General features: G+C 45.7%; 31 protein-coding genes and 1 riboswitch. Of the genes, 10 read left to right on the top strand and 21 right to left on the bottom strand.

The window, feature by feature from the left end; translation table 11 throughout:
- Positions 1–22: 22 nt before the first annotated feature.
- Positions 23–1,033: an LLM class flavin-dependent oxidoreductase gene (locus ACFOGI_RS12915; RefSeq protein WP_390273281.1), complete on the top strand. Its 1,011-nt coding sequence runs from the start codon at positions 23–25 to the stop codon at positions 1,031–1,033.
- A 46-nt stretch (positions 1,034–1,079) separates the two neighbouring features.
- On the opposite strand, the gene ACFOGI_RS12910 is transcribed toward ACFOGI_RS12915, so the two are convergent.
- On the bottom strand, positions 1,080–1,928 hold the full coding sequence (locus tag ACFOGI_RS12910; protein WP_390273278.1) for a DUF1028 domain-containing protein: 849 nt from the start codon (positions 1,926–1,928) through the stop codon (positions 1,080–1,082).
- A gap of 133 nt (positions 1,929–2,061) precedes the next feature.
- Between ACFOGI_RS12910 and ACFOGI_RS12905 the strand changes: the two genes are divergently transcribed.
- Complete coding sequence (locus tag ACFOGI_RS12905; protein ID WP_390273275.1) at positions 2,062–2,856, top strand: N-acetylmuramoyl-L-alanine amidase; 795 nt, start codon at positions 2,062–2,064, stop codon at positions 2,854–2,856.
- Positions 2,857–2,911: 55 nt separating this feature from the next.
- On the opposite strand, the gene ACFOGI_RS12900 is transcribed toward ACFOGI_RS12905, so the two are convergent.
- The 8 genes from ACFOGI_RS12900 to ACFOGI_RS12865 all read right to left on the bottom strand — a co-directional run bounded on the left by ACFOGI_RS12900 (position 2,912) and on the right by ACFOGI_RS12865 (position 8,963).
- Positions 2,912–3,601, bottom strand: a complete 690-nt coding sequence (locus tag ACFOGI_RS12900; RefSeq protein WP_390273272.1) for an LrgB family protein — start codon at positions 3,599–3,601, stop codon at positions 2,912–2,914.
- Positions 3,594–4,001, bottom strand: a complete 408-nt coding sequence (locus tag ACFOGI_RS12895; RefSeq protein WP_390273270.1) for a CidA/LrgA family protein — start codon at positions 3,999–4,001, stop codon at positions 3,594–3,596. Before ACFOGI_RS12895 ends, ACFOGI_RS12900 begins: the two co-directional genes overlap by 8 nt.
- A 250-nt stretch (positions 4,002–4,251) precedes the next feature.
- Positions 4,252–5,361 carry a 5-methyltetrahydropteroyltriglutamate--homocysteine S-methyltransferase gene (locus ACFOGI_RS12890; protein ID WP_390273267.1) on the bottom strand — a complete coding sequence of 370 codons (1,110 nt, stop codon included), beginning with the start codon at positions 5,359–5,361 and terminating at the stop codon, positions 4,252–4,254.
- Between the two features lie 81 nt (positions 5,362–5,442).
- Positions 5,443–5,546: riboswitch (SAM riboswitch) on the bottom strand.
- Between the two features lie 73 nt (positions 5,547–5,619).
- Positions 5,620–6,528: a homoserine O-acetyltransferase MetA gene (gene metA / locus ACFOGI_RS12885; protein ID WP_390273265.1), complete on the bottom strand. Its 909-nt coding sequence runs from the start codon at positions 6,526–6,528 to the stop codon at positions 5,620–5,622.
- A gap of 112 nt (positions 6,529–6,640) precedes the next feature.
- Positions 6,641–7,165 (bottom strand): D-glycero-alpha-D-manno-heptose-1,7-bisphosphate 7-phosphatase, encoded by a 525-nt coding sequence (locus ACFOGI_RS12880; RefSeq protein WP_390273262.1) that lies wholly within the window; start codon positions 7,163–7,165, stop codon positions 6,641–6,643.
- Positions 7,166–7,230: 65 nt separating this feature from the next.
- Positions 7,231–7,653 carry a pyridoxamine 5'-phosphate oxidase family protein gene (locus ACFOGI_RS12875; RefSeq protein ID WP_390273260.1) on the bottom strand — a complete coding sequence of 141 codons (423 nt, stop codon included), beginning with the start codon at positions 7,651–7,653 and terminating at the stop codon, positions 7,231–7,233.
- 235 nt (positions 7,654–7,888) lie between these two features.
- On the bottom strand, positions 7,889–8,227 hold the full coding sequence (locus ACFOGI_RS12870) for a hypothetical protein (RefSeq protein WP_390273258.1): 339 nt from the start codon (positions 8,225–8,227) through the stop codon (positions 7,889–7,891).
- Positions 8,228–8,402: 175 nt separating this feature from the next.
- A complete protein-coding gene (locus ACFOGI_RS12865) occupies positions 8,403–8,963 on the bottom strand; it encodes an O-acetyl-ADP-ribose deacetylase (RefSeq protein ID WP_390273255.1) in 561 nt (186 codons plus the stop codon).
- A 191-nt stretch (positions 8,964–9,154) separates the two neighbouring features.
- Here ACFOGI_RS12865 and ACFOGI_RS12860 point away from each other — a divergent pair, with 191 nt between their 5' ends.
- Positions 9,155–9,598 carry an Hsp20/alpha crystallin family protein gene (locus tag ACFOGI_RS12860; protein ID WP_390273252.1) on the top strand — a complete coding sequence of 148 codons (444 nt, stop codon included), beginning with the start codon at positions 9,155–9,157 and terminating at the stop codon, positions 9,596–9,598.
- Positions 9,599–9,701: 103 nt separating this feature from the next.
- Here the strand turns inward: ACFOGI_RS12860 and ACFOGI_RS12855 are convergent, their stop codons facing one another.
- The 4 genes from ACFOGI_RS12855 to ACFOGI_RS12840 all read right to left on the bottom strand — a co-directional run bounded on the left by ACFOGI_RS12855 (position 9,702) and on the right by ACFOGI_RS12840 (position 13,120).
- Positions 9,702–10,190, bottom strand: a complete 489-nt coding sequence (locus ACFOGI_RS12855; protein ID WP_390273250.1) for a DinB family protein — start codon at positions 10,188–10,190, stop codon at positions 9,702–9,704.
- 173 nt (positions 10,191–10,363) lie between these two features.
- Entirely contained in the window at positions 10,364–11,497 is a 1,134-nt protein-coding gene (locus ACFOGI_RS12850) for a bifunctional cystathionine gamma-lyase/homocysteine desulfhydrase (RefSeq protein ID WP_390273249.1), read from the bottom strand.
- A complete protein-coding gene (locus ACFOGI_RS12845; protein WP_390273246.1) occupies positions 11,494–12,432 on the bottom strand; it encodes a PLP-dependent cysteine synthase family protein in 939 nt (312 codons plus the stop codon). Before ACFOGI_RS12845 ends, ACFOGI_RS12850 begins: the two co-directional genes overlap by 4 nt.
- 52 nt (positions 12,433–12,484) lie before the next feature.
- Positions 12,485–13,120 carry a class I SAM-dependent methyltransferase gene (locus ACFOGI_RS12840; RefSeq protein WP_390273243.1) on the bottom strand — a complete coding sequence of 212 codons (636 nt, stop codon included), beginning with the start codon at positions 13,118–13,120 and terminating at the stop codon, positions 12,485–12,487.
- 175 nt (positions 13,121–13,295) lie between these two features.
- Here ACFOGI_RS12840 and trpB point away from each other — a divergent pair, with 175 nt between their 5' ends.
- A complete protein-coding gene (gene trpB, locus ACFOGI_RS12835) occupies positions 13,296–14,465 on the top strand; it encodes a tryptophan synthase subunit beta (RefSeq protein ID WP_390273240.1) in 1,170 nt (389 codons plus the stop codon).
- A 109-nt stretch (positions 14,466–14,574) separates the two neighbouring features.
- On the opposite strand, the gene ACFOGI_RS12830 is transcribed toward trpB, so the two are convergent.
- Both ACFOGI_RS12830 and cudC read right to left on the bottom strand, forming a co-directional pair.
- Positions 14,575–15,465 carry a glycine betaine ABC transporter substrate-binding protein gene (locus ACFOGI_RS12830; protein ID WP_390273236.1) on the bottom strand — a complete coding sequence of 297 codons (891 nt, stop codon included), beginning with the start codon at positions 15,463–15,465 and terminating at the stop codon, positions 14,575–14,577.
- A gap of 54 nt (positions 15,466–15,519) precedes the next feature.
- A complete protein-coding gene (gene cudC / locus ACFOGI_RS12825) occupies positions 15,520–16,041 on the bottom strand; it encodes a choline uptake/conversion transcriptional regulator CudC (RefSeq protein WP_390273494.1) in 522 nt (173 codons plus the stop codon).
- Between the two features lie 286 nt (positions 16,042–16,327).
- Here cudC and betB point away from each other — a divergent pair, with 286 nt between their 5' ends.
- The 4 genes from betB to ACFOGI_RS12805 all read left to right on the top strand — a co-directional run bounded on the left by betB (position 16,328) and on the right by ACFOGI_RS12805 (position 20,193).
- Positions 16,328–17,797, top strand: coding sequence for a betaine-aldehyde dehydrogenase (gene betB / locus ACFOGI_RS12820; protein ID WP_390273233.1), 1,470 nt, complete (start codon positions 16,328–16,330; stop codon positions 17,795–17,797).
- Between the two features lie 145 nt (positions 17,798–17,942).
- Positions 17,943–18,962, top strand: coding sequence for a DUF3231 family protein (locus ACFOGI_RS12815; RefSeq protein WP_390273231.1), 1,020 nt, complete (start codon positions 17,943–17,945; stop codon positions 18,960–18,962).
- Positions 18,963–19,117: 155 nt separating this feature from the next.
- Positions 19,118–19,264, top strand: coding sequence for a hypothetical protein (locus ACFOGI_RS12810; protein ID WP_390273229.1), 147 nt, complete (start codon positions 19,118–19,120; stop codon positions 19,262–19,264).
- Between the two features lie 173 nt (positions 19,265–19,437).
- Entirely contained in the window at positions 19,438–20,193 is a 756-nt protein-coding gene (locus tag ACFOGI_RS12805; RefSeq protein WP_390273227.1) for a MerR family transcriptional regulator, read from the top strand.
- A gap of 51 nt (positions 20,194–20,244) precedes the next feature.
- Here ACFOGI_RS12805 and ACFOGI_RS12800 read toward each other — a convergent pair whose 3' ends face one another.
- The 6 genes from ACFOGI_RS12800 to ACFOGI_RS12775 all read right to left on the bottom strand — a co-directional run bounded on the left by ACFOGI_RS12800 (position 20,245) and on the right by ACFOGI_RS12775 (position 24,045).
- Positions 20,245–20,889 carry an endonuclease III domain-containing protein gene (locus ACFOGI_RS12800; RefSeq protein WP_390273224.1) on the bottom strand — a complete coding sequence of 215 codons (645 nt, stop codon included), beginning with the start codon at positions 20,887–20,889 and terminating at the stop codon, positions 20,245–20,247.
- Entirely contained in the window at positions 20,886–21,395 is a 510-nt protein-coding gene (locus ACFOGI_RS12795; protein WP_390273221.1) for a methylated-DNA--[protein]-cysteine S-methyltransferase, read from the bottom strand. The genes ACFOGI_RS12800 and ACFOGI_RS12795 overlap by 4 nt, the downstream gene beginning before the upstream one ends.
- A 25-nt stretch (positions 21,396–21,420) precedes the next feature.
- Positions 21,421–21,933, bottom strand: a complete 513-nt coding sequence (locus tag ACFOGI_RS12790) for a DUF421 domain-containing protein (protein WP_390273218.1) — start codon at positions 21,931–21,933, stop codon at positions 21,421–21,423.
- A gap of 103 nt (positions 21,934–22,036) precedes the next feature.
- On the bottom strand, positions 22,037–22,915 hold the full coding sequence (locus ACFOGI_RS12785; protein ID WP_390273215.1) for a Cof-type HAD-IIB family hydrolase: 879 nt from the start codon (positions 22,913–22,915) through the stop codon (positions 22,037–22,039).
- Positions 22,916–22,948: 33 nt separating this feature from the next.
- On the bottom strand, positions 22,949–23,494 hold the full coding sequence (locus ACFOGI_RS12780; protein WP_390273213.1) for an NADPH-dependent FMN reductase: 546 nt from the start codon (positions 23,492–23,494) through the stop codon (positions 22,949–22,951).
- A gap of 170 nt (positions 23,495–23,664) precedes the next feature.
- A complete protein-coding gene (locus tag ACFOGI_RS12775) occupies positions 23,665–24,045 on the bottom strand; it encodes an OsmC family protein (RefSeq protein ID WP_390273210.1) in 381 nt (126 codons plus the stop codon).
- A 242-nt stretch (positions 24,046–24,287) separates the two neighbouring features.
- Here ACFOGI_RS12775 and ACFOGI_RS12770 point away from each other — a divergent pair, with 242 nt between their 5' ends.
- Together ACFOGI_RS12770 and ACFOGI_RS12765 are read left to right on the top strand one after the other, a co-directional pair.
- The gene (locus ACFOGI_RS12770) at positions 24,288–24,500 is read left to right on the top strand and encodes an H-type small acid-soluble spore protein (RefSeq protein ID WP_390273208.1); all 213 of its coding nucleotides are present in this window, start codon (positions 24,288–24,290) and stop codon (positions 24,498–24,500) included.
- Between the two features lie 128 nt (positions 24,501–24,628).
- Positions 24,629–25,246, top strand: coding sequence for an NUDIX hydrolase (locus ACFOGI_RS12765; protein ID WP_390273205.1), 618 nt, complete (start codon positions 24,629–24,631; stop codon positions 25,244–25,246).
- Positions 25,247–25,267 lie beyond the last annotated feature (21 nt).

The raw sequence follows: 25,267 nt of genomic DNA, 5'->3' as shown, positions 1-25,267 counted from the left end.
GCAGGAAAAGGAAGTTTACCAAATGAAGTTGAGCATTTTGGACCAGTCACCAGTTCAAGTAGAACAATCACAGGCAGAAGCACTTAGAAACACTGTACTGCTGGCTGAGGATGCAGAGAAATCGGGATACCACCGTTTTTGGGTGTCTGAGCATCATAACGAAGCCTTTTTTGCGGGTTCTTCCCCAGAAATGCTGGCCTCTTATTTGGCAGCCAGGACATCGACAATCCATATTGGTACAGGGGGCGTCATGTTGCCGCATTACAGTCCTTACACAGTTGCCGAGAACTTCCGTATTCTGGAAGCACTGGAGCCAGGTAGAATCGACGTGGGGATAGGAAGGGCGGCAGGTGGAAGGCCTGCATCCTCCAGGGCCATCCACTACGGCCATTCCACGGGAGGAACTGAAAGCTATCCAGATAAAGTAAAGGATCTCCATCATTTTCTATACGACGACCTGCCGGATGACCATTGGCTTTCAGGAGTATCGGCCAACCCGCTCACAGCAAGTGCACCTGAAGTTTTCCACCTTGCCACCAGTATAAATGGAGCAAAATTTGCTGCTGAAAACGGGCTGTCCTTTGTTTATGCCCACTTTATTACTCCCAAGGACGGACCTGACGCTGTCCGACATTACCGGGATCATTTCAAACCCGACAAAAAACAGCAGCAACCAAGAGTCATTGTCGCAGTGTTTGCCGCCGCTGCGGAGACAGAAGAGGAGGCAGAGAAAATAGCAAGCGTGCACGACCTTTCTCTCTTATATATGGCAAACGAGAAAAAAATTAGCGGCTTCCCTACCTTTGATATGGCCAGAAACCATCAGCCGGTAGGATTGGAAGACCAAATCATCGAGAGAAACCGCAAAAGGATGATCATCGGTACACCGGACAAGGTTGCGTTGAAACTGAAGGAACTGCAAGAAACCTACCAGGCAGACGAAATCATGCTTGTATCTCTAGAAACAGATATCGACCAAAAGAGGAAAAGCTACCGCTTGATCGCAGAGGAAATTGGATTGTCCAACCGTTGAATGACCTGAAAAGGGAAAGCCTGTTACGGCTTTCCCTTTATCTATTTTAACCTCCGCAGCTTTTCATGAAATCCAGGACTTCCTTGTCAATTTTACCTTTATCCAGTTCCCTGCCTTCAAAATTTTCGGTATGGATAAATGCTGTCAACCGTTCATGCAGGGTATCTTCATCCATCTGTGCTGTATCCGTATACTCCAACCGGTAAAGCTGGTTGGCAATTTCTTGTCGAACCTCTCCTTCGATCTTCAGTATATTTTCAGCCTCTGTAGTACCGAAGTATAGTTGATGGAGATGATAGATCCGGATCAGTTCCTTGATTGGCTCCTTATGATCGTCCACCCGCAAATCTATATAACGGTCATTTGCTCCAAGGTAACCTCCCTGTTCCTTTACCACATAAACAGCAGCAGACTGTTGCCCTCTACTATCCCCACCAGCTTGCTGACCTGCCTCCAACGCAAGCAGCAGGCGCTCTGCCAATGGTCGTGAAGTATTCTCAAATGTATCTCCCATCGCCTTTACCGTCTCTTCGTTCACAAGGATATTTCCTTGCGCAGCGTAGTGCTCACCAGTAATGCCTCCTGCCCAGTTGAAGCATTTTCCACCAGTAAATGTAGCTGCTCTTCCCAGAGCATCTACTATCCCCACCTGCCTGTCTTCTCTTCCTTCATCACGCTCTATCAGCAAATCAATCGCTTCCTGTGCAGTCTTTCCCTCTTTTAAAAGAGCGAGCCCTTCCGGTCCATAAGCCGGGTTGGCAAACGCCTGGGTCGCTATAGCACCCACACCCGCCTCTGCCCAGGGAACCACAGAACCTACCCCGATGAATTTTGATTGTACAGCAACACCCAACTCTTTTGTCTGCGGATCATAGCCGGCAATAGAAAAAGTCATATACATCCTCCTTTTACCCTCAGTGAATCTAAGTTTACCACAGCCGCTGATGCAGGAGCGGCCATTTGTATTAACGGATACCCCCCTTTCATGCCTTTCCAATCGATTATAGTTATAAAAGGAGGAATATCCTATGAAAATCTATCTGGACCCGGGACATGGTGGCAACGACCCGGGAGCTGTAGGCCATGGTTTAACAGAGAAAGAGGTAGTTTGGACGATCACCACGCATATCACATCCTTATTGCAAAACAACTATGGGGATGTAAAAGTAAAAATGAGCCGTTCGCAATATGAGGGCAGAAGTCTTGCCGCTCGTACGAAGGAAGCGAACAGTTGGAAGGCAGACCTCTTCCTTTCGATTCATTGTAACGCTTCAGGGGGTATGGGGAACGGATATGAGGATTTTATTTATCATCAATTGGCTCCCTGGTCAAGAACGGCAGGTATTCAACAAGTGATGCATAAGGAGATTTCCAAGGCAGCAGGTCTAAGGGACCGAGGCAGCAAATCGGCTGATTTCCATGTGTTAAGGGAAACAAACATGCCTGCATTACTTACAGAAAACGGGTTTATCGATCATCCGGGAGACGCCGCCAAAATGAGGACCAATGAGTGGTATAGACAGGTGGCTGAAGGGCATGTTCTAGGGTTAGAGAAGGCCTTCTCCTTAAACAAAAAAGGCTCAACCAGCAAGGATAAGTACTTGATTATCGCTGGATCATTCCATAACAAAGAGTATGCTCAGCTGCTGTCTGCAACACTTCATAAAGCAAGCATCAATGTATCCGTCAGCAAAGTGCATATCCAGGGGAGGAACTGGTATCGTGTCCAGACACCAGCATTTCCCAAAAGACTTGCTGCTGAAATGCATCTCCAAGGAATTAAAGAATGTGGTATTAAAGATGCTTATATTATCCAGGTTTAAGCAGCAGATCCATCAGTTCTCCAGCTGATATAAGAATCCTCATGCCAATCCTCAGCTACATCAACCACATGATAAACCATGGGGTGATGACTGAGACGGCAACAGCACTGACCACCATTGCAATAGTGCTCACTGAACCTTCCATTTTGCTTCGTTCCATTACAATGGCTGTACCAATTGCGTGACTAGCACTTCCGACACCGACTCCTTTCCCCGCTTCATCCGTAATACCAGAATATTTCAGGACCAACCGATGAAGCATAGCGCCGCCGATCCCGGCAATCATGACAAACACCGCGGCCAATGACCTGATCCCACCGGCAGAAGCAGCAACTTCCATAGCTACAGGGGTGGTGGAGTTTTTAGGAATGAGGGAGTAGATAATAGTTTCGTCCACGCCAGCCCACTTTGCCAGCAAGAGCCCGGTTGCAACACCTGCAACCGCTCCGGTCAATGTCCCAGTCAGGATCGGTACTGTAAGCCGCTTCAGTGTTTCACGCTGTTCATACAGAGGGTATGCCAACGCCACCACCGCTGGTCCAAGCAGCCAGTTAATCCAGCCCCCGCCAATCATATAGGTCTCATAAGGAATTTGGAATACTAATAAAAAGACCACAATGAATACGGTAGAAGGGATCACCGGAGCCAGAAAAGTATAGGTCCATCTCCAATAGATCCGGAGGGAAAGATAATAGACGGTAACGGTTGCTAGGAAGGCGATGAGACCTATGAAGATATTACCCATGGCTGCCTTCCTCCTTCGTGTAGCTAACCTCACTGTTTTCTCGATACTTCCTGCGGGCCAGCCATTGACTGACATGGCCGGATACGACCATCACTACCAGGGTACTGCCCAGTGCAATGAGTACCAGCATAAAGCCAGCCCCCTCAAATAAACCAAAATAATTCATGATACCTACTGTAGCAGGGATGAAAAACAATGCAAGATGCCTGACCACGAACTGTGCTCCCTCATCTACCCAATGGGGTTTGACAATCCCGGCCATCAACAAAGAAAACAGCAGTACCAAGCCAATGACGCTCCCAGGTATAAACAAATCAAATGCTTGTTGAATACGGGTACCTATCCAGTACATTCCGAATAGCACCGAGACATGCAGCATAACTTTCACGAACTTTTGCAAGAGCGCTCACTCCAATTTCCATTTCATACAGTCTAGTATAGCAAAAATGATAGATACCAAGAAAAAACAAAACCGGACAGCAGTCAATTGCTGTCCGGTTTTTCCTGTTAGTTGGCCAATCTTTTTCACTCAGCTGAGTTGGAGGCATGCCCACCAACTGGCGGGAACTCGTATTAGTGTAAATCCTAGGTACCAGAAGACTGCAAAGGGCAACCAGGCTCCTATGCGGTCTATCTTCTAACCTATCTTCTTATTTCCAAACTTCTCCGGAGACTTCCAGGACATGGCGGATCTTGGCCCACTGGTCCTCTTCTGAAATATCATTCCCCTCTTCTGTGGAGGCGAAGCCGCATTGTGGACTTAGAGCAAGCTGTTCATATGGCAGGTACTCGGCAGCTCTGGAAATCCGCGACTTGACTTCTTCTTTCTCTTCCATCTCCCCGACCTTGGTAGTAATCAGGCCGAGAACCACGTGGAGGTCATCTCTTTTCACATGCTTCAGAGGCTCGAATCCACCAGAACGCTCATCATCAAATTCCAGGAAGAGCCCATCCACCTGAAGCTGGCTGAAAATGATTTCGGAAACAGCCGCATATGAACCTTCACTGAAATAATGGGAGCGGTAGTTTCCGCGGCAAATGTGCATGGTGATCAGCATATCATCCGGACGCCCCTCGAGTGATTCATTGATGGCGCGTGTGAAGAGATCCCGCAGCTTCTCTGGATCATACCCCTTGTCGCGAAGGGATTGAAGACCTTTCTCCGATAAGAAAGTAGCCCAAGAAGTGTCATCCAGTTGCAGGTAGCGGCACCCAGCCTCATAAAATGCTTGGATAGCTTTCCTGTATGCATTCGTCAAGTCTGGAAGAATGGCTTCTACTCCATAGGCATCCTCATCTATCTCTCCTCGAAGCAGGAGCATATTCGGGCTCGGAATGGTCATCTTTGGTACATGTTGATCTCCTACCTGGTTATGTAGAAATTTATAGTGGTCCAGGAATGGGTGGCTTTCATCAAAATCCACTCGGTCGATTACTTTGATGGAACGGGATTTGGTTTGGATTCCGTCAAAGGTGATTCCTTTCCCTGAATCATAGCCTTTCACACCCACAAGATTTTCCAGGAAATCAAAATGCCACCAAGAACGGCGGAACTCTCCATCGGTGATGGACTGCAATCCTGCTTCCTTTTGCTTTTCCACCAGCTTGATGATTTCTTCGTCTTCCACTTTCCGCAGCTGTTCTGCAGTGATTTCTCCATTTGCTCTTTGCAATCTTGCCTGTTTCAACCTCTGCGGACGCAACAAGCTTCCCACATGGTCCCCTTTGAATGGTGCTTTTTTCTCTAATTTTACTGCCATTATGTATTCCTCTCCTTCTGAGTTGTATGTAATGAAACAGGGCCTCTCCATAAGAAGAGACCCTGTAGAAACAGTTTATCCCTCTTATCTTTCAAGCTTATACAGCTTGCTGGACGTAGCACCTTGTCGAAAGACAGGTTGCTGAGGCTTCATCGGTCCAGTCCCTCGGCCTCTCCGGATAAGAAACAATTCACTCAATTATCTGTAATTTCATATCTACTATAATAGCATTTTTCCCTTGAAAAGCAAAGTGGAGCACTAATTCCATTGGTATGGAGTCTGCTGATAGACATAGTAATTCAACCAATTGGAAAACAGCAGATGTGTATGGGATCTCCAAGTATTCAACGGATCTTGGTTCACATCATTATTTGGAAAGTAATTTTCTGGGACATCAATATCCAGTCCTTTATCAAGATCACGGGCGTATTCTTCCGCCAGCGTGTCTGCATCATATTCCAAGTGCCCAGTCACCATAATATGCTTTTCATCTTTGGATAAGATGATGAATGCACCCGCCTCTTCCGATGAAGATAGAAGCAGTAGACGAGGATCTTCCTCAATCTCTTCCATAGAAACCGCAGTATAACGAGAGTGTGGAGCATTGAATACATCTTCAAACCCTCGAACCAAATTGATGGTCTGGTCAGCAACCTGATGCTGATAAATCCCCGAGAGCTTCTTCGGCAACGGGAATTTGCCGATACCATAGTGATAATACAAGCAGGCCTGTGCCCCCCAACAGATATTCAAGACAGAGGTTACATTGTTCTTGCTCCACTCCATGATTTCCGTCAATTCTTCCCAATAGTCCACCTCTTCAAATGCAAGGTGTTCGATTGGAGCACCAGTGATGATCATTCCATCAAAGCGGCGGTCTTTAACTTCACTGAATGTTTCATAGAACGTATCCAAATGGGATTTGCTGGTAGTTTTCGCTTCATGTGTCTTCATCCGCAGAAAAGATATATTTACTTGCAACGGCGTATTTCCCAATAGGCGAAGCAGCTGCAGTTCCGTACGTTCCTTTTCCGGCATGAGATTGACGATCAGTATATTCAGTGGACGGATATCTTGAGACCTTGCACGATCTTCATCCATGACAAATATCTTTTCATGTCTCAGCTCTTCCGTAGCAGGCAGTTCTTTCGGTATATTTATTGGCAACAGCATCTCCCCCTGTGATTGCTCAGATAATGCTTACTATTATAAAGATAATGCAAAATTCCCGCAACACCTTTCAGCTAAGATTGGAGCGGACTTGGTTTAACAGCCCCCCTTAACTGGCAATCCACTTCGCAGCAGCTAGTAAATCAGGAAAAACAAAATCTGCAACAACTCCTCCAGAATCTCCATTACCAACCAGGATCGTTCTTACTCCTGCATCCCTTCCTGCAAGAATATCTGGTTCACGGTCACCTACCATATAACTTTCTTTCAGGTTTACCTGGTGCTTCTCCGCTAAATCCAGTATCATCTGAGGCTTCGGCTTACGGCACGCACAATTGGCATAGGGCTTATGAGGACAGTAAGCAATATCATCAATTAATGCGTTTTCTTTCCGCAGAACTTCCTGCATTTTCATATGTACCTCTCTCAATGCTTCTTCTGCCATGAAGCCGAGACCGACCCCTCCCTGATTCGTCACCACAAATACCTTGTAGCCGGCAGCATTCAGAAGTTGGACTGCCTCACCTGTTCCAGGCAGCAGGTGAAAATCTTCCGGGGTGTTCACAAATGTCACCCGGTCTGTCAGTACTTCATTAATGACGCCATCCCGGTCCAGAAATATTGCTTTATCCATATTTCATCCTCCTTTCACTCTAAAAAAGCATACCCAACTATTATGTGGGTATGCTTCCTCATCTCCTACAACTCCAATTCTTGTGGAGGCTGTCCTGTTTTATTCATTAGACGAACAGCAACTGGCTCAATTTCAAGAACGATGAAGTTCGGGTCATGCGGTCCTTCCAGATACATCTCCATATCGTGTGTCCACAATCGACTCCGCATTTCCTCGGAATCATTGAGGCTCACTTTGCCTTGATACTCTACATAGTCATCTCCGAATCCTTCCCCTTCATACCCAATCAGAATATGCGTGTAAGGATTGGCTTCCAATTCATCGATTTTGTCCGTATCCTTGCTTGTCGGTGTATAGAGTTTCATGCCCTCATGATAAAAAGTCATATAACGGGAATGTGGTTTATCCTCTTTGATGGTAGCCATGGTCCCTACCGAACTCTCCTGAAGAATCTTTTCCACAGTTGATTGAATATCTTTCTGATCCATGCGGAACACTCCTTTTAATATCCCTTTTGTAGTAGTCTTCCTTACTCCAGAGAAAAATAAACGCAACTTTGAATTGGCCTTTTTGAAATCAAAGCCTACAGATGATTTCGGCACCAATCTTGCGTGGGTGAGAAAAAACATGCTGAATCCTGTACTGGCCGTGCCTAAGGCTTTGCTTGCTTTCACTTTCCTGTTCCTATAAAAAAAGAGCAATCGCACCAGGATGCAATTGCTTTTATACTTTTTCTGCCAACAGTTTTTCAAACCTGGCAATCAATGCAAATATATAGGCGGTGTTCTTAGAGACATAGGACGCCTCTTTCCTCACCCCGGGTTCCCCGCTTTGCCAGCGGTGATAGAAGGCAAAAACACGTTCAAATTCCTTGTAATTGATCTTTCTTTCCTTAGATATACTCACACTTGGCTTCCGGAAGGTCGCCGGCTTTACCAGCAGACAATCCTCTGTCGGACGCACGGCAAACCAGAGGGGCGACTGATGGTTTTTTGGAACCGTGTGGATCTCAAATTCGAAATCCCGCTCATTGATCTTCTCCCATATATCAACTGCCTGCATAACAACAACCTCCACTGATAGATTGTCTCCATGATAATACACCCTGTAGGAATCTTTCAATATATTGTTTCGAGGGAAGGGAAGAAATATCCTTTCAATTCTAGCAGATTTATAATAAAGATGAATAATTTGGAAGGAAAAAGGTTCTTTGCAGCTTCCCGTTCCACGTGAAACGTCACCCCAACTCTTTCTTCATCTGATTGACAACATGTTCATAGACCTGGCAGTCCCCCTTAGAGAACAAGACCATCCTCACTTCTCCAAATGAACATTGTCCCAAATAAGCCACCAACGTGCGGATCGCGACAATGGATGCTTCTTCTACAGGATACCCATACACTCCAGTGGAAATGGATGGAAAGGATATACTGGACAAGCCTTCGTCATCAGCTAACCTCAGGGAATTGCTGTAACAGTTGGCAAGCATTTCCTCTTGGTGATCCTCACCCTTTCTCCAGATCGGACCGACCGTATGGATGACATGCCGAGCAGGCAGGTGATACCCATCCGTCATGACTGCCTCCCCGGTTGGCAGATGGTTACCATCCAACCGATCGCTGCGTATTTTCTTGCATGCCTCCAACAATCCTTTTCCGGCAGCACGGTGGATGGCCCCATCTACTCCTCCTCCACCGAGAAGAGAACCATTTGCTGCATTGACAATAGCATCCGTACTCTGTTCCGTAATATCGCCTGTCATAAGAACCAGCCTATTTTCATTGATCTTCACTTCCATAACAACCCTCCTCTATCACACTCGTCGACTGGCAGGAATTCTTCATAGCTTATATTCCTTTCCCCCTCTGAATTGAAAATAACATTCATTAAAACCCTGTTCATCCCATCTCTTAAATCATAAGGTCAAATGCCAATTCCCGCGCATAGAATAAAGATGGAGTAATCTTAATTAGGTGAAGGGGGATCCAAATGTCTGATTTCAGACCATACCGCAAAAAGGGGGAGGACCTTTTCCAGAGCCTCACCAAGTCACTGAAAGACGTATTCGAGCATGACGTTTTCTCACCATTGCACGGTAAATTCAGCTCGTTTCGGGTGGACATAAAGGAAACAAGGGCTGCCTATCATATCCAAGCGGAGCTTCCCGGCTTTTCCAAAGAGGATATAACCATTGAAGCAGGCAGTGACAACCTTACCATCAGGGCGGTAAGACAGTCAGAGAAAGAAGCATACGATGAAGGGACAAAAATTCTCCGGCAAGAAAGACAGTATGGCGAGTTTATACGGCAATTCCCCATCAGTAATATGAAGGAGGACGGCATTGCCGCCAAATTGGAAGATGGTATGCTGTATGTGGAAGTTCCGAAGAAGACACCGGGCAAACCGGCCCATAAACAAATCGACATTGAATAGATACAGGTCCCCCGGGCAATACAACGGGGGACGATTTTTGTTAAAGCGGCGGAAACAGTAAGACCCCTGACAACACGCATATAAATCCGGGGGATTATATGGCCTATTTCCTCTGTGATTGCAGCTTCCATTGCCTGTATATCTGCTTGACTGCCTCTAAATGCATCCCTTCATGGAAGGAGTTGAACATCAACGTTTCCCCTGCTGTAGAGAACGTAATCCCTGCTGAATTTGTGAATGGCTCTGGAAGTTCATCCTCCACCCGCCCATGGTGTGTACCTTTGATCCGTTCCAATTGTTCCGTAAGCACCTGTTCTATTTCTTCCAAGGACGGTGGCTTTCCTTCCCAGTCGGAAGGGCTGGTGCCAGGGGCAAAAAATCCGGCAAATCTGTCGGGTATTTTCGTTTCCTCTCCAAGCACCCCATATGCAAGCTTTTCTTGAATAAAAGCAATGTGCCCAAAATTCCAACGGATATTGTTGCGAAAACCTTCTGGAATATGATCTGCTGCCTCTTCTGGTATGCGGGATATGGATTGAAGGGTGATTTTCCGAACTTTTTCCATATGATCGAATAGCAGTTGTTCCATCATTGTTTCTCCTCCCCGATAAGTACGGCCATCCTTTGACGCCTTTATCTTGGTTCTGCTAATTTACTTCTTTACGGCTTAGCCAATTTCCTCTTTTTACAGTCAATTTTTCTACTACCTATCACCGCTATTTCTTTAAAATCAAATAGAAAAGGCAGCGGGAAACGCTGCCTTCTCTACTCCAAAGCCTGTGCAAGATCTTCAATAAGATCGTCTCCATCCTCTATGCCGACAGAGAGACGGATGAGGCCATCTGTGATGCCTAGTTCTCTCCTTCTTGCTGCAGGAATGGACGCATGGGTCATCTTTGCAGGAACCGATACCAAGCTTTCCACGGCACCGAGACTTTCTGCAAGAGTAAAGTAGTTCAACTTGGAAATCAGTCTGTCTGCCGCTTCTTCTGTACCAACATCGAATGACAGCATTCCGCCATAGCCGGAGGCCTGCCCCTTAGCCGTATTGTGCCCGGGATGGCTCTTCAATCCGGGATAATGGACAGCAGAAACCTTTGGATGTTCTTCGAGATAGTCTGCAATCCTGGTGCTGTTGTTCTCAATAGCCTCCATTCGCAAAGCCAGGGTTTTCATTCCCCGCATCAACAGCCATGCATCCTGTGGTCCAAGGATACCTCCAGTTGAATTCTGTATGAAATGGAGCTTTTCAGCGATTCCGCTGTCCTTTACGACAACAAGGCCCGCTACTACATCACTATGCCCGCCAATATATTTGGTCGCACTATGCAGCACAATATCCGCTCCCAACTCCAATGGCCTTTGCCAGTATGGACTGGCAAATGTATTATCTACAATCAACAGTAAACCATGTTTCTTGGCAATCCGGGCCATTTGTTCAATATCCGTGATCTTCAACAACGGGTTCGTTGGGGTCTCAATAAACAAGGCCTTGGTATCTTTCGTGATAGCCTTTTCCACCTCGCTCGGCATGCTCGTATCGACAAAGCTGTGATGCAGGCGGAAGCGGTTCAACACCTTGCTCATCAACCGGTAGGAGCCACCGTAAACATCATCCGTCAACAAGATATGATCTCCTGCGTCCATCAGCATCATGACGGTCGTAATAGCCGCCATCCCTGATGCGAAGGCAAACCCGTCTTCCCCACTCTCTAAATCAGCAATCAATCGTTCTAATGCATGCCTTGTCGGATTTCCGGTCCGAGAATATTCATAGCCTCTATGTTGACCAGCACTTTCCTGTTCAAAGGTGCTGACTTGATAGATGGGTATCGACACAGCACCCGTCCGTTCATCCTTACTGATCCCTCCATGAATCATTTTTGTTTTGTCCCTCACTTAGCTGTCTCCTCCCATTTATCCTGATAAATTCTCTTGCTTAAATAACGGTCACTACCATCTGGAAATATAGTTACCACAGTCGAGCCGGCTGGCGCATGCTCGGCTTCTTTGAGAGAGGCATACATGGCTGCGCCGGAAGAGCTCCCCACCAGCAGTCCTTCCTTTCGAGCAAGCTCCCTCACCATCCGAAAGGCATCTGCATCCGCGACAGTATGGACAGCATCCATCAGCTTTCTGTCCATAAAGTCAGGGAGAAACTCCATACCGATCCCCTCAGTCAGATGTGGACCGGGTTTTCCTCCGCCGATAATCGAACCCTCAGGCTCCACGATGGATGTCCGGATATTCGGATTCCTTTCTTTGAGATACCTGGCAGTACCCATAAAGGTCCCACCGGTACCCGCACCGGCAACGAAGACATCAACTGCTCCTTCCAAGTCTCCCCAAATCTCTGGACCTATTGTTTCATAGTAGGCCAAAGGGTTAGCCGTATTGGAAAACTGCCGAAAGGAGCAACTTCCGGGAATCTCTTCCAAAAGCTCTTCTGTTCGACGGATGGCACCCTTCATCCCTTCTTCCTGCGGGGTATGCACAATCTCCGCACCCAATGCCTCCATGATCGACTGTTTCTCCATGCTGAACTGCTCAGGTACACAAAAAATAATCCGAATATCCTTCTGAAGGCCAGCAAGAGCAAGGCCGATCCCCGTGTTACCGGCTGTAGGCTCAATGATTGTCCCGCCCCGCCGAAGCCTCCCTGCATTGAATGCCTCCTCCATCAATTTCCTGCCCAATCGGTCTTTCACACTACCCCCAGGGTTGAACCCTTCTAATTTTGCCAATAGCCGAACACCCTTGGGTAGTGGAAAATGGGTTATTTCCACTAAAGGCGTTTCACCTATAAGTTCATGAACAGAACGAAGTACTGCCATTTCCTCTCTCTCCCTTTGCCAGGTTATGAGTATCCGTCTGACCGGAATTCCTTCATTTTTCTGCTTCCAGTAGCCATACAAAGTCATTCATACGATGAAGGCGCACCTGCCAGCCATTTGTCGCAAATAATTCTTCCATTTGCCCTGTAAGCGGATAATATTCCCTCTCCAGATCACTCGCCAGCTCCAGAAACCCTTGTTTTCTAGCTTTTTCTATGGCCTGTTCATGTGCCCCATCTGATACAAACATGGTGTCCGCGATTACCACTTTCCCATTTGGCGCCAGTATCCTCCAGAATTGGCGGACAGCTTTCTCCTTCTCGTCCTGAGTCAAATGGTGGAAGGCATAACTGCTGGCAATGGTATCGATCTGTTCATGGATCTCCGGGAAGTGAAGAAAGTCGCCATCCAGCACCATTAGTTCCGGAAGCTTCCTCGCCGCCAGTTTCCTCATGCTGCTGGAAGGTTCGATTCCCACCACCTCATGACCAGCATCCAATATTTTTTTAGAGAGATTCCCTGTTCCTGTCCCAAACTCCAGGACATTACCTTTTACCCGATCTGCCACTTCCCTTAAAATGTATTCATATTTGTGAAAGACAGCAGCATATTGGGAATCTCCCCCATACACACTCCTATCATAGTCTTCTGCCCAATCCTCAAATATCCCGATGAATTCCCTGCCCATCGTCATCAACTCCACTTATTAAAGCATATTAAACCACTAAGGTTAATCATATTATATACAGCAAATGAGCAGATGTTCCTCGCCATATCTATTGATAATCTGAGACCACATGTTAGAATAAAACAAAATAGAATAGAGGCTAGAGTTCAATTCAAGATAGAGGAGAGAATGAGAGATGAGTATAGAAAAGAGTACAGTAGAGAATGGGATGTTCGGTGAGTTTGGCGGAAGCTATATTCCGGATGACTTAAAAAAGGTATTGGATGAAATTGCAGAAGCCTTTGAAACTTATAAGAATGACCCTGATTTTTTGAAAGACTATGATTATTACTTAAAAGAATATGTCGGAAGAGAAAATCCTTTGACATACGCCCAAAATCTGACAGAGAAAGTCGGAGGAGCGAAAATCTATCTGAAGCGTGAGGATCTCAATCATACAGGCGCCCATAAAATCAACAATGTCATTGGGCAGATTCTGCTGGCAAAACGCATGGGGGCTTCCCGCATCATTGCTGAGACCGGAGCAGGCCAGCACGGTGTGGCTACAGCTACAGCTGCTGCTATGTTCGGCCTCCCGTGCAGCATATATATGGGAAAAGTCGACACCGAAAGGCAGAAACTCAATGTCTTCCGTATGGAGCTCCTTGGAGCCGAAGTGGTCGCTGTCGACAAGGGGCAGGGAAGGCTGAAGGATGCTGTGGATGCAGCATTGGAAGATCTTGTTGCTAATTCTGAAAGCACCTTCTATTTAATTGGTTCAGCAGTTGGACCCCATCCATACCCTAGTATCGTCAAACACTTCCAGGCAGTGATCAGCCAGGAATCCAAACGTCAAATTCTTGATAAGGAAGGAAAGCTTCCTGCTGCAGTAATTGCTTGTACCGGCGGAGGGAGCAATGCCATTGGGGCATTTGCCAATTATATCGAGGAGGACCAAGTAAGGCTGATCGGAGTGGAACCGGAAGAGGCAGCAACCATTTCTAAGGGAGTGCCTGCCGTTCTGCACGGCTATAAATCTTTGACACTGCTGGATGAAAATGGTGAACCAGAACCCACCTATTCGATCGCTGCCGGGCTCGATTACCCCGGGGTTGGACCAGAGCATAGCCACTTGAAAATGAGCGGACGTGGCGAATATGTAACAGCTAGTGGGCAGGAGGCGCTCGAAGCGTTCCAGGAACTATCCAAAGTGGAGGGTATCATCCCTGCATTGGAAAGCTCGCATGCTGTAGCCCATGCCATGAAGTTGGCTAAAGAGCTGTCACAAGATGAATCAATCATTGTCAACCTCTCCGGCCGGGGAGATAAAGATGTCGACCAAGTCTTTGAAATGCTTAAAAAGTAGCTTTTTCAAAGAAAACAAGCTCTATCTTGCAACTAATTAGAGAAGCACCTGGAAGATTGGATCTTTCAGGTGCTTCTCTTTATGATATTCCATCGTTTTCAACGTTTTGTTATCCATTCAACCATTCATTGATGAGGTCCTGATTTTCCTCTACCCACTTTTCAGCGCCTATGCTCGGTTCTTCGGCCTCTGACACATAGCTCATCAATTCACTGATCTGTTCATCTTCCATTTTCCAATTTTTTATCCATTGGGAAACCTCAGGAAATTCCTCTGAAAATCCTTGCCTTGTTGCATGATGTATTTTTTCCGTTTCCCCATAAACATTTTTTGGATCTTCCAAATACTTCAGATCCATTTCAGCGAATACTCGGTGAGGGCTCCATAATGGGGCCACAATTGCCTCTTTCTCTGCAACAGCTTCTTCAATTTCCGTAATCATTGCAGGTTCAGAGCTTGGAAGCAATTCAAATTCCAACCCATATTCAGCAATCAGGTCTTCGGTGACATCCATGGTACCCGCACCTGGGTCGAATCCGGTAATTTCCCCATCGAATAATGCTCGGTTTTCATTCAGGTCTTCTATACTGTTTATGTCTTCCAGATACTCCGGTACCACTAGACCTACTTTTGCATGCTCATACCAAACTTCTTCTGAAAAGTTTACTTCATCCTGATATTGATCTAAATAAGCTGCATCCTGTACTGGAAGCCATACCTCCAGGTTTATGTCCAGCTCATTATTAGACAATGCTGCCATTTGCGTGCCCATATCAAGCAGATGGAAATTAACTTGATATCCCTCATCTTCCAAAATCACCTTCCACATATTGGTGACAGCAATGTTTTCAGCCCAGCTGATCTGGCCCATATCAATCACATTTGCTTCTTCATCCGATGCTGCCGTAGAAGCACTGTCTTTACCCGAATCTCCACATGCGGTCAGCGTCATCAATACACTTATTGTTACAATTAGAACTCCCCACTTAAAATTCCTCATAAATTCAGCTTCACCTCTCGTCGATTTTTGATTAATCCTGCTGTTCTTCGCGATTTACTCTTCTGTTGTTTCCTTTGGCAAAAACTCGAAGATTTCCTCGGAGCGGATGCTTGCCGTCAGTCTTTCCAGCCAACGGTAGTAGACCTTGGATTTATCTAGCAGGTTATAATGTTCTCTTGCTTCTTCCCGAAGTTCCTCCGAAATGGTCTCATCCTCTTGGATTTCGTTCAAATGAACTTCAGCTTCTTTGATGGCTTCCATATTCATTTTCACTTCTCTATCCCACATCTGACAATAAAAGGCCATGAAGGAATGGAAGAAGTCTTTCTCCGCCACATATGTATGCTTTCTGGAGCCGCGCATGAATTTCTTCTTCACCATTTCAATTTCCTGAAGCTTGCGGACACTTGTACTCATACTTGCCTTGGTCATACCCAGTTCTTCCCTCATTTCATCGAGGGTCAATTGTTCCTTGAAATACATGGTAGCGTATAATTTGCCAGCAGATGGTGTCACTCCATATAGATCCATTGTTTCAGAAATGGCACCAATCACCTGGTCTTTGGCATGCTCCATCTTTTCCTTCGCGTGATGATCATTTTTATTATCCAATGAGCCACCTCTCCTTTTTCTATTGTCCAATTAATTAAATTTTTTCTTAACAAACTTAATGTTAACGCGTAGAAATTAAATGTCAAATGCCCATATAATAAATAGTGCATGTAATTGCGCTTCTGGCACTGGTTCTCACATATTTTATTTTAGACTTTGACATCCATACACAGCTATGGTAGATTTAACTTTGTTCAATACGTTAAATTTTTTCTTAACAAAATTAACATTATCTGCAAGGAGGGGTTGAATGCAACAGAAACAACAATACATAGATGGTCAATGGGTCGGTGCCCTCTCTGGTGAAACGCGTGAGATCATTAATCCGTTCAACCGAGAAGTCATTGCCATTGCCGCAGAAGGCAATGCCGAAGATGCACGAAAAGCAATTACAGCTGCCAGAAAAGCCTTCGACCTGGGAGAATGGCCAGGAACCCCTGCAACGGAGCGCAGTAAAATTGTACATAAGATTGCCGACTATATTTTGCGTGATAAAGAGGAACTCGCAGAACTGGAATCACTGGATACAGGGAAAACAGTAGAAGAGAGCAGGGGAGACATGGAAGACATAGCTGGTGTCTTCCGCTATTACGCAGAACTGGCAGACAAAGACGGCGGTGAAATCATCGATTCTCCGGTTCCTGACTCTGTGAGTAAGGTGGTCAGAGAACCTGTTGGTGTCTGTGGGCAAATCACTCCATGGAACTACCCGCTTTTGCAGGCATCATGGAAGCTTGCCCCAGCGCTCGTTACTGGGAACACCTTAGTGATGAAGCCCAGTGAAATAACACCATTGACGTCCGTAAAAGTCTTTGAATTGATGGAAGAAGCGGGAGTGCCAAAAGGTGTCGTCAATCTTGTACTTGGATCAGGAAGTACAGCAGGTGCAGAGCTATCCTCCAATGAAGACGTAGACTTAATTTCCTTCACTGGCGGTATTCAAACGGGAAAGAAAATTATGCAGGCGGCAAGTAGCAATGTGAAAAAGCTTGCACTGGAGCTGGGTGGTAAAAACCCGAATGTCATCTTTGCCGATGCTGATTTTGAAACTGCCGTCGATCAGGCCTTGAATGGGGTATTCTTCCATGCTGGCCAAATCTGTTCTGCCGGTACAAGAATTCTTGTGGAGGAAAGTCTCCAAGAGAAATTCGTAAATGCCTTAGTAGACAGAGTTAAAAACATTAAATTAGGCAGCGGTTTTTCTGAAGACACACAAATGGGTCCATTAATTTCTGAGGAACATCTTCAGAAGGTTACTGATTATGTAGAGGCTGGTGTGAGGGAAGGAGCAGAGGTAGCAGTTGGCGGCAAACGACCAGAGGATCCTGAACTACAGCAAGGCTTCTTCTACTTGCCAACCGTTCTTACCAATTGTTCAACAGATATGGATGTTGTCCAGAATGAAGGCTTCGGCCCAGTTATCACGATTGAAACCTTCTCGGCAGAAGAAGAAGCCGTCAAACTGGCCAACGATTCCATCTACGGACTTGCCGGTGGGGTCTGGACAAAGGACATAGCCAAAGCAGAACGCTGTTCAGCAAAAATGCGCATGGGAACAGTATGGATCAATGATTTCAACCTATACTTCCCTCACGCACCGTGGGGAGGATTCAAACAGTCGGGAATCGGCCGTGAACTCGGAAGGCCAGGATTGGAAGAATACCAGGAAACCAAACACATTTTCCACAACCTCAACCCTGAACCGATCAACTGGTTCTAAAACCTTTTAATATAAGATGTACAAGCTGTCTTCCGTAGAGGGAGACAGTTTTTTAAATTCAAACGATGGCTATTATCCCATCCCTCATAAAATGAGCAGCCTAGAGCATACTAAAGTTATCTCACCTAATATCAGGAGGTAGCCTATGGCTGAAAACAATATTAATCTTACATCTGCCGAGATCGGCTGTCTATGGACAGCTTATATGAATAACAGCATGTCCGAAAAAGTATTGAAATTTTTACTGCAGCATATAGAGGATGACGAGATAAAACCCATCATAAGTACATCCTATGATTTGGCCTCCACCCACTTGAAGCAGCTTCAATATTTGCTGGAACAGGAAAACTATGCCCTGCCCCATGCTTTCACAGAGGAAGACGTGAATATGGCTGCTCCCTGGCTGTTTTCGGATATATTCTGTTTGACCTATGTTAATCACATGGCTAAAGTGGCGATAGTCACCTATAGCGGCTTCATTGGCATGTGCACCCGAAAGGATATCCGACAGTATTTTTCCAACTCTATGCAGGAATCCATCCAGTTTTTTAACCAGGCAACAGATATTGCACTCGAAAAAGGAATTGAAGCGAGGCATCCTTATATCGAAGTGCCGACTGAAACGGAATATATCAACAGTAAAAATTACTATAATGGATTAAACCCGTTCAGTGAGAACCGTCCGCTTAATTCCATTGAAATTTCCCACCTGTACCTCAATGTGACCACCAATATGGTGGGGGGGAAGCTGGCAACCGCTTTTGCCCAGACATCACCAACCAAAGAGGTGCAGGACTTCCTACTGCGGGCAAAAGATGTCTCTCAAAAGCACGTCAAAATATTCACATCCACATTAATGGAAGATGACATCCAAGCAGCTCAATCACCAGATGTATGTATCAGCAATTCGACCACACAGACCTTCTCTGACAAATTACTGATGTTCCATATATCGCTCATGACTGCTGCTGGCATCGGGAACTATGCAGCAGCGGCAGCTGCCAGTCAGCGAAGTGATCTAATGGTCAATTATGAACGTCTTTCCTTGGAGACGGCACGCCTTGCAAAAAGTGGTGCAGATCTGATGATAGAAAATAACTGGATGGAGCAGCCTCCAGGTGTTAAAAACCGAGAGAAGTTGGCCAGGGATAAAGGGAAAAACTGACATGGTGCCTGTTTTGTTCGTTTAAATTCTAGCCAAAGGGGAATTTTAATTATACAGATATTTCCTTCACCTGCCTTTCAGTGAATTCCCCAAATCCGTGGAGCGTTTCAAGAAAAGCTTTCAGGACAATGAAAAGGATTGGGAGGTTTTAAGCAATGACACAAGGTAATAATAAACAATCGGCAACACTGATGAATAATGAGGCATTGCGCGGTAAGCCACAGTTGGATATCGATCGTGTGATTGATAAGAAGTTGCCAGGCGGGGCAGAATATCGCAAGGAGCGGAATAGAGATAAATAAGACAGGCTGCCTGAAGGTATGACCAGCATAATGTATTTCTGCAGACATATCATGTCTGCTTTTTTTATGAAAAAAATAGGCATCAGCCGGAATTCAATAGCATTCATTCCATCATGACCTTGACCTTTACGCAACGTGAAGGTCTATGATGAAGTCAATCGGGAGGTGATACCATGGAATATACTGTGCAAGGCTTAGCAAATATGGCGGGTGTCAGCAGACGCACCCTACGTTATTATGACGAGATAGATCTGCTGAAGCCAGCAAGGATTTCCACATCAGGATATCGTATTTACGGTGAAAAAGAAGTGGATCAGCTTCAGCAGATATTGTTTTACCGCGAAATGGATGTTCCACTCGATGAGATACGCCAAATTTTAATGGATCCTAAGTTTGATGAAGGCGAGGCACTTAGCAGGCATTATAGGAAATTGAAATCTGAGCGAAACCGACTCAATAAGATGTTGGAAGTTCTGGAGGAGACCATTGCCAGTAAACAGGGGGGAAAAACAATGAGGGCCCAAAGGAAATTTGAGGCATTCAAGAAAGAAATGGTGGATGAAAATGAGCGGACATACGGGGATGAAATCCGCCAAAAATATGGGGATGAGACAATCGATAAGAGCAATGCTCAGCTGATGGGCTTATCAGAACAAGACTACAGAGAAATGGAACAGTTATCACAAGAAATTCTCACCCTTCTCCCGAAAGCCAAAGCAGCTGGAGATCCGAACTCCAAAAAAGCACAGCAGTTGGCAGCGAAGCATAAGCAGTGGCTAATGTTCTTTTGGGAAAGTTACTCGAAGGAAGCACATGCAAGCCTTGCAAAAATGTATGTAGCAGATGAGCGTTTTTCTGCTTACTACGACAGAGCAGCAATAGACGGAGCAAAATTCCTTCGGGATGCCATCCTCCATTACACAAGTTAACCTTGGTATCTACCAAGGTTAACTTATTGAATATTTATTATATGGTATTCTTCAATCCAGCCTACGGTCACAGAAGGTAAACACTGGGCAGCCTTCACATATAGGCTTAGCCTTGCAATGGACTTTTGCATGTTCTACCAGCAGGGCGTGGAATTCATTGTAGAACTGGAGATTCCCCTGTACCTCTTCCTCCACTTTTCCCCGGAATGCATCATAGGCTTTCGGCATGTTGAAACCGATACGGTAGAATATCCTTCTTGCATAAGCATCAACTACGAAGACTGGATGGTCAAAAGCATACAGCAACATGACATCCGCAGTCTCCCTGCCAATGCCATTAATGGACAAAAGCTCTTCCCTCAACTTCTTGCCATCCTGCTGTTGTACTTTCGAAACATGAAAGTCATACCGCTCGTACCATTCCAAAAACGCCTTGATCCTCTTGGCTTTCATATTGAAAAAGCCGCTGGAGCGAATCAACAAAGCCAATTCTTCCACTGGCATAGCATAGAGGGTTCGTTCTTCAAGATAGGGTCTCAGTTTCAAAAAAGCTTTCTCTACATTGCGCCAGCTAGTATTCTGAACCAATATCGAACCAATCATCATCTCAAATGGAGTGTCTGCAGGCCACCATCCCTGGGGGCCGTAGAAGTCCATCAGCTTTTCATATACCAACAGATAACCAGACCGGCTCATTTCCATTCCAGCTCCAGCAGTTTCTCTTTCATCGCCAAGCCGCCGCGAAAACCGGTCAACTTGCCATTTTTGCCGACTACCCGGTGGCATGGAACCACGATCATGACTGGATTGGCTCCAATGGCCGCACCTACTGCCCGCACTGCCTTCGGTCGACCTATTTCACCAGCAATTTCTGAGTAGGCAGCCGTAGCAGCATAGGGAATCTTTGATAATGCATTCCAAACTTCTTGTTGAAAGGGAGTGCCGACTACATCCAGTGGAATTTCGAATTCTTTACGGCCGCCATCCAGATACTCCATGATCTCTTCTATATAAGAAGCTACCCTGTCCTGGTCCTCCACAAGCAATGCTCTCGGTCGCTTCGCTGCTTTCCATTGTTCAATTTCTTCCCAGCTGCCATTTTCAGACCCGACGAAAGCCAATCCCTTCTCAGTCACCGCTACATGCAGGGAACAGAGGGGATGGGCCATGTCCCCAACATAAATCTTCTCCGTTGTGTCCATCCTGTTCTATTCCTCCATTCATTCATCATCCGCCTTCCTGAACGTTAGTCAATGTAGAGCGGCCCTGATAAGAATCATTCTTGATGATGGATATTCTCCCATCAGTCTCCAGCACTACGGCATGCACCTCGTCCATGGACCCAATGCCATCAGATCTGGCAGCCTGTAGAATTTCCACTTCCAGCACACGCGCTTTCTTCATCGCCGTCCGCAAGTATTGGCCCTGATAATAAAGCAGCTGTGGCTTTGACTTAATTAGCCGGCTCACAACCGTAGATCTTACCGATAAAGCCGCAATCATATACTGCATGCCGATCAAAACAAAAAATGCAGTCAGTCCTTGCACCAGACTTACCTTTTGATTCAGCAAGATCGTTGCGAGTGTTGAACCAAGGGCAACGGTCACCACCAGGTCGAATGCGTTCATCTTGGATAGGGTGCGCTTTCCTGAAACACGCAGAAACAGCACTAACCCGATATATGCCAGCAACCCGACCAACAGGGTCCGACCAATTGCTTCCCAACCATTAAAAAACATCTTGTCCACCTCTTTTCCGAGAACATATATTACTATAGTTTCCCCGGCAAGCAGGTGGAAAACGTCCTCTTCAACCTAGAAGGCCAAAAAGCAGGACCCCTCCTTAGTCAGAGGATTCTTGTGGAATTGATGACAGCATTTCGTCGATAGCCGCTGCTACACCATCTTCATCATTTGTTTTTGTTATATGAGAGCACATGTCCTTGATTTCTTTTTCAGCGTTCCCCATAGCCACACTGCGCCCCGCCATTTGCAGCATGCTGGCATCATTGAAGTTGTCTCCAAGTGTCATGACATCCTCCATACCGATCTCCATAGTCTCTGCAAGGAATTGTAAGGCGATTCCTTTTTGAGCGTCTGGATGGTTGAACTCCAGATTGATATCGCCTGATGAGGTGATTGCTAGATCTTCCTTTCCCTGTAAGGCCTGGCGGAGATCTGCCAGCTTTTCCTTATGCAGGGAAAAGGCAAGGATCTTATATATCTCCAAGCCCTCGATGGCGAATACTTCCTCGTTGTCTTGGATGAACTCCACTTGTTCATCCTGGAAACGCTGTTCTGCGCCTTCAATGATCTCTTCCTCGGAAAGGGATGGATTCGCAGATTTCATAATATCGATCATGACTTCCAGGAAATGTTCCCTATTGGTGGAATACACGCCATTGCTGGTAAAGAATTCAAAGTACATGCCTGCACGATCACATAGCTCTTGTATGTGTTTGGCCGTTGTTCTGCCCAATGGCGCAGAGCGCAGGACCGTTTTATCCTCTGAGTATGTCTGTGCCCCATTCAGGCAGATGACAGGAGCAGTAAGCCCTGCCTCCTTCAAGGGCTTTTCGGCCGCACCATAGGACCTGCCTGTAGCCACCACAAATTTCAGTCCCTGGTTGATCGCTCTTTCAATGGCTTCTGCATTCTTTCTGCTTACTTCCCCTTTTTCATTTAATAAGGTACCGTCTAAATCTGTCGCTATAAGTTTCATGGTTCATTTCAGTCTCCTGTTCTTCTGAGGTGGTTAGCCGTGGGTCTTTCTGATTCTCTTACCCATTTCAATTACATCCTCTGCAAGCTTTTCCAGCCGATAGAGGATCTCTCCATTTGTAATTTCTTTCTTTTCATCGAAGTATTCCTCTTCAATGAATACGTACTGTGGCAGCACCATCGCTTTCATGTAAGACAGGATTGGCTTTAGCTGATGTTCCACCACCAGATGGTGTTTGGAAGAACCGGCTGTGGCTATCATACCTGCCGTCTTATTCATCATGGTGTCCACGGGGAGCACATCGAACATATTTTTCAATGCTCCAGGGATGGAAGCCTGGAAAATAGGCGTGCCGATGATATAGGCGTCCGCTTCCATCAATTGATTGATAAGGGTTTTAGTATCTCCTTCATATTCCGTATAATGTCTTCCATCACAAAAATCGAGCTGGTAATCCTTCAAGTCCACCAGTTCCACTTCCACTTCTGGAGAGAATTTTTTCACATTATCTAACACCTTTTCAACAGTGGCTCTGGTCTTTGAGCCGACAATTGATCCAGCGATGCCGATCACTTTCATTTTCTCACCCCTATGGAGTTATTCCCGCTATATTCCCATTATTTATGGTTGCATACTCCATCATTTTACCTTATTCCGGCTATAAATTCTTTATTCCCGACTTAAGAATGGCTGAAAAACATAGGCAGAATAAAAAAACCGGAAATACATGATATTTCCGGATCCTCCCTTTATTTTAATTCAAATGTCTCCTCCACTTTGATACTATCCAGCACGGATTGGACCATGGAACAGTTTTTCCTGGTCAATTCCATTGCCTTTTCCACCTTTTTCTCCGGTATGTCCTTTCCGTAAATCGTAAAGTGGAGGTTGATTTCCTCTACACGATCGGCAATATTGGGATTACGTTTCACATCAGCCTTTATATTAATATCATCGAAATCCACCCTCATTTTTTTCAACACTTTGCGCAACACCCCGCCACTGCAGACAGCCACGGAAGAAACAAGCAGCGCATATGGACGGAACCCATGTTGGTCATCGCTGGATATATCCAGCTTTCCATAGTCAAACTCTGTCTGAAAACCGTTCTCCATCATTTTATATTCCATTATCATCATCCTTTATCAAGAGTTACTTGTAGTATATAGGATGCTGCCGAAAAATTAATGCGAAATGCTTATAAGCCCCCTAATCAATAAATCCTTGTTTCTTCACCTCAATGCCCAACGACATGGGCAGAACGCTCCTATTATTTGCTCGCGGCAGAGATATATCCAATTGATTCCTCGGATGAGTTGTTGCCAGGATGCCAAAAATAAAGGTACCTTCTAATAATAAAGGAGAGGTGAAAATGGACAGACAGCGAGCAGAAGAGATTATCGATTCGCCGCAGATGATCCAGGTGAACTATCGAGGAATTCCCGTATATCTTCAGGGTATCAACCAGGAAGAAACAGCAACCGTTTTTCCTTTGGATGAAATGCATCATGAACAGCAAGTGGACCTCCAGGGTCTGGAAGAAATAAGAATCAAGCCGATTGATGAACAGTTCCATCCCTTCTAACAATCGGGGCGTCTGAACAATACCAGGCGCCTTCTTTATTTACCGGCTGAGGCATTTCTTTTACATAAACACATAGGCTTGTATAATAGTAGATAAATCAATTGCCCATCGCCAACGGAGGTGAATCGATGGACGCATCGTCTATTATCAACAAACTCAAGGATCGAACACCAGCGATACTAGGCCAGAACAATTATTTCCGATCTGCCATTTTAATCCCTCTCGTAGAAAAGGATGGGGAGACACATCTTCTCTTTGAAGTAAGATCCATGAAGCTGCACCGGCAGCCGGGTGATACCTGCTTCCCTGGAGGGAGAATCGAGCAAGATGATCAAAGTCCATGTGCCGCTGCCATCAGGGAAACAACGGAAGAACTGACGGTTAAAAAGCAGCAAGTGGAGGAAGTTATTCCTCTCGACTATGTCGTCTCCGATTCTGGTAGGATTATCTATCCGTTCGTCGGCAGCATTAGGACAATGGAGGAGATCCAACCGAATGACGGGGAAGTAGAAGAAGTCTTTACCGTTCCCCTCTCTTTTTTTCTAGAGAATGAGCCAGATATTCATCAGGTTCGCCTGCACGTAGAACCGGGTGATGATTTCCCTTATGAATTGATTGTCGGTGGGGAAAATTACAACTGGCAGTTCCGGAAAATCGATGAACTGTTTTATCAGTATGACGGAAAAGTCATCTGGGGTCTGACCGCCAAGATCCTTCGTCATTTTGTAGACCTGCTGAAGTCATAATGCAAAAAATGGATTGCCCAT

Source organism: Virgibacillus xinjiangensis (assembly GCF_042643145.1).
GTDB classification, from domain to species: domain Bacteria; phylum Bacillota; class Bacilli; order Bacillales; family Amphibacillaceae; genus Virgibacillus_O; species Virgibacillus_O xinjiangensis.
Note: the sequence above shows the minus strand (reverse complement) of the source record. Positions and strands in the feature narration are given on the sequence as shown.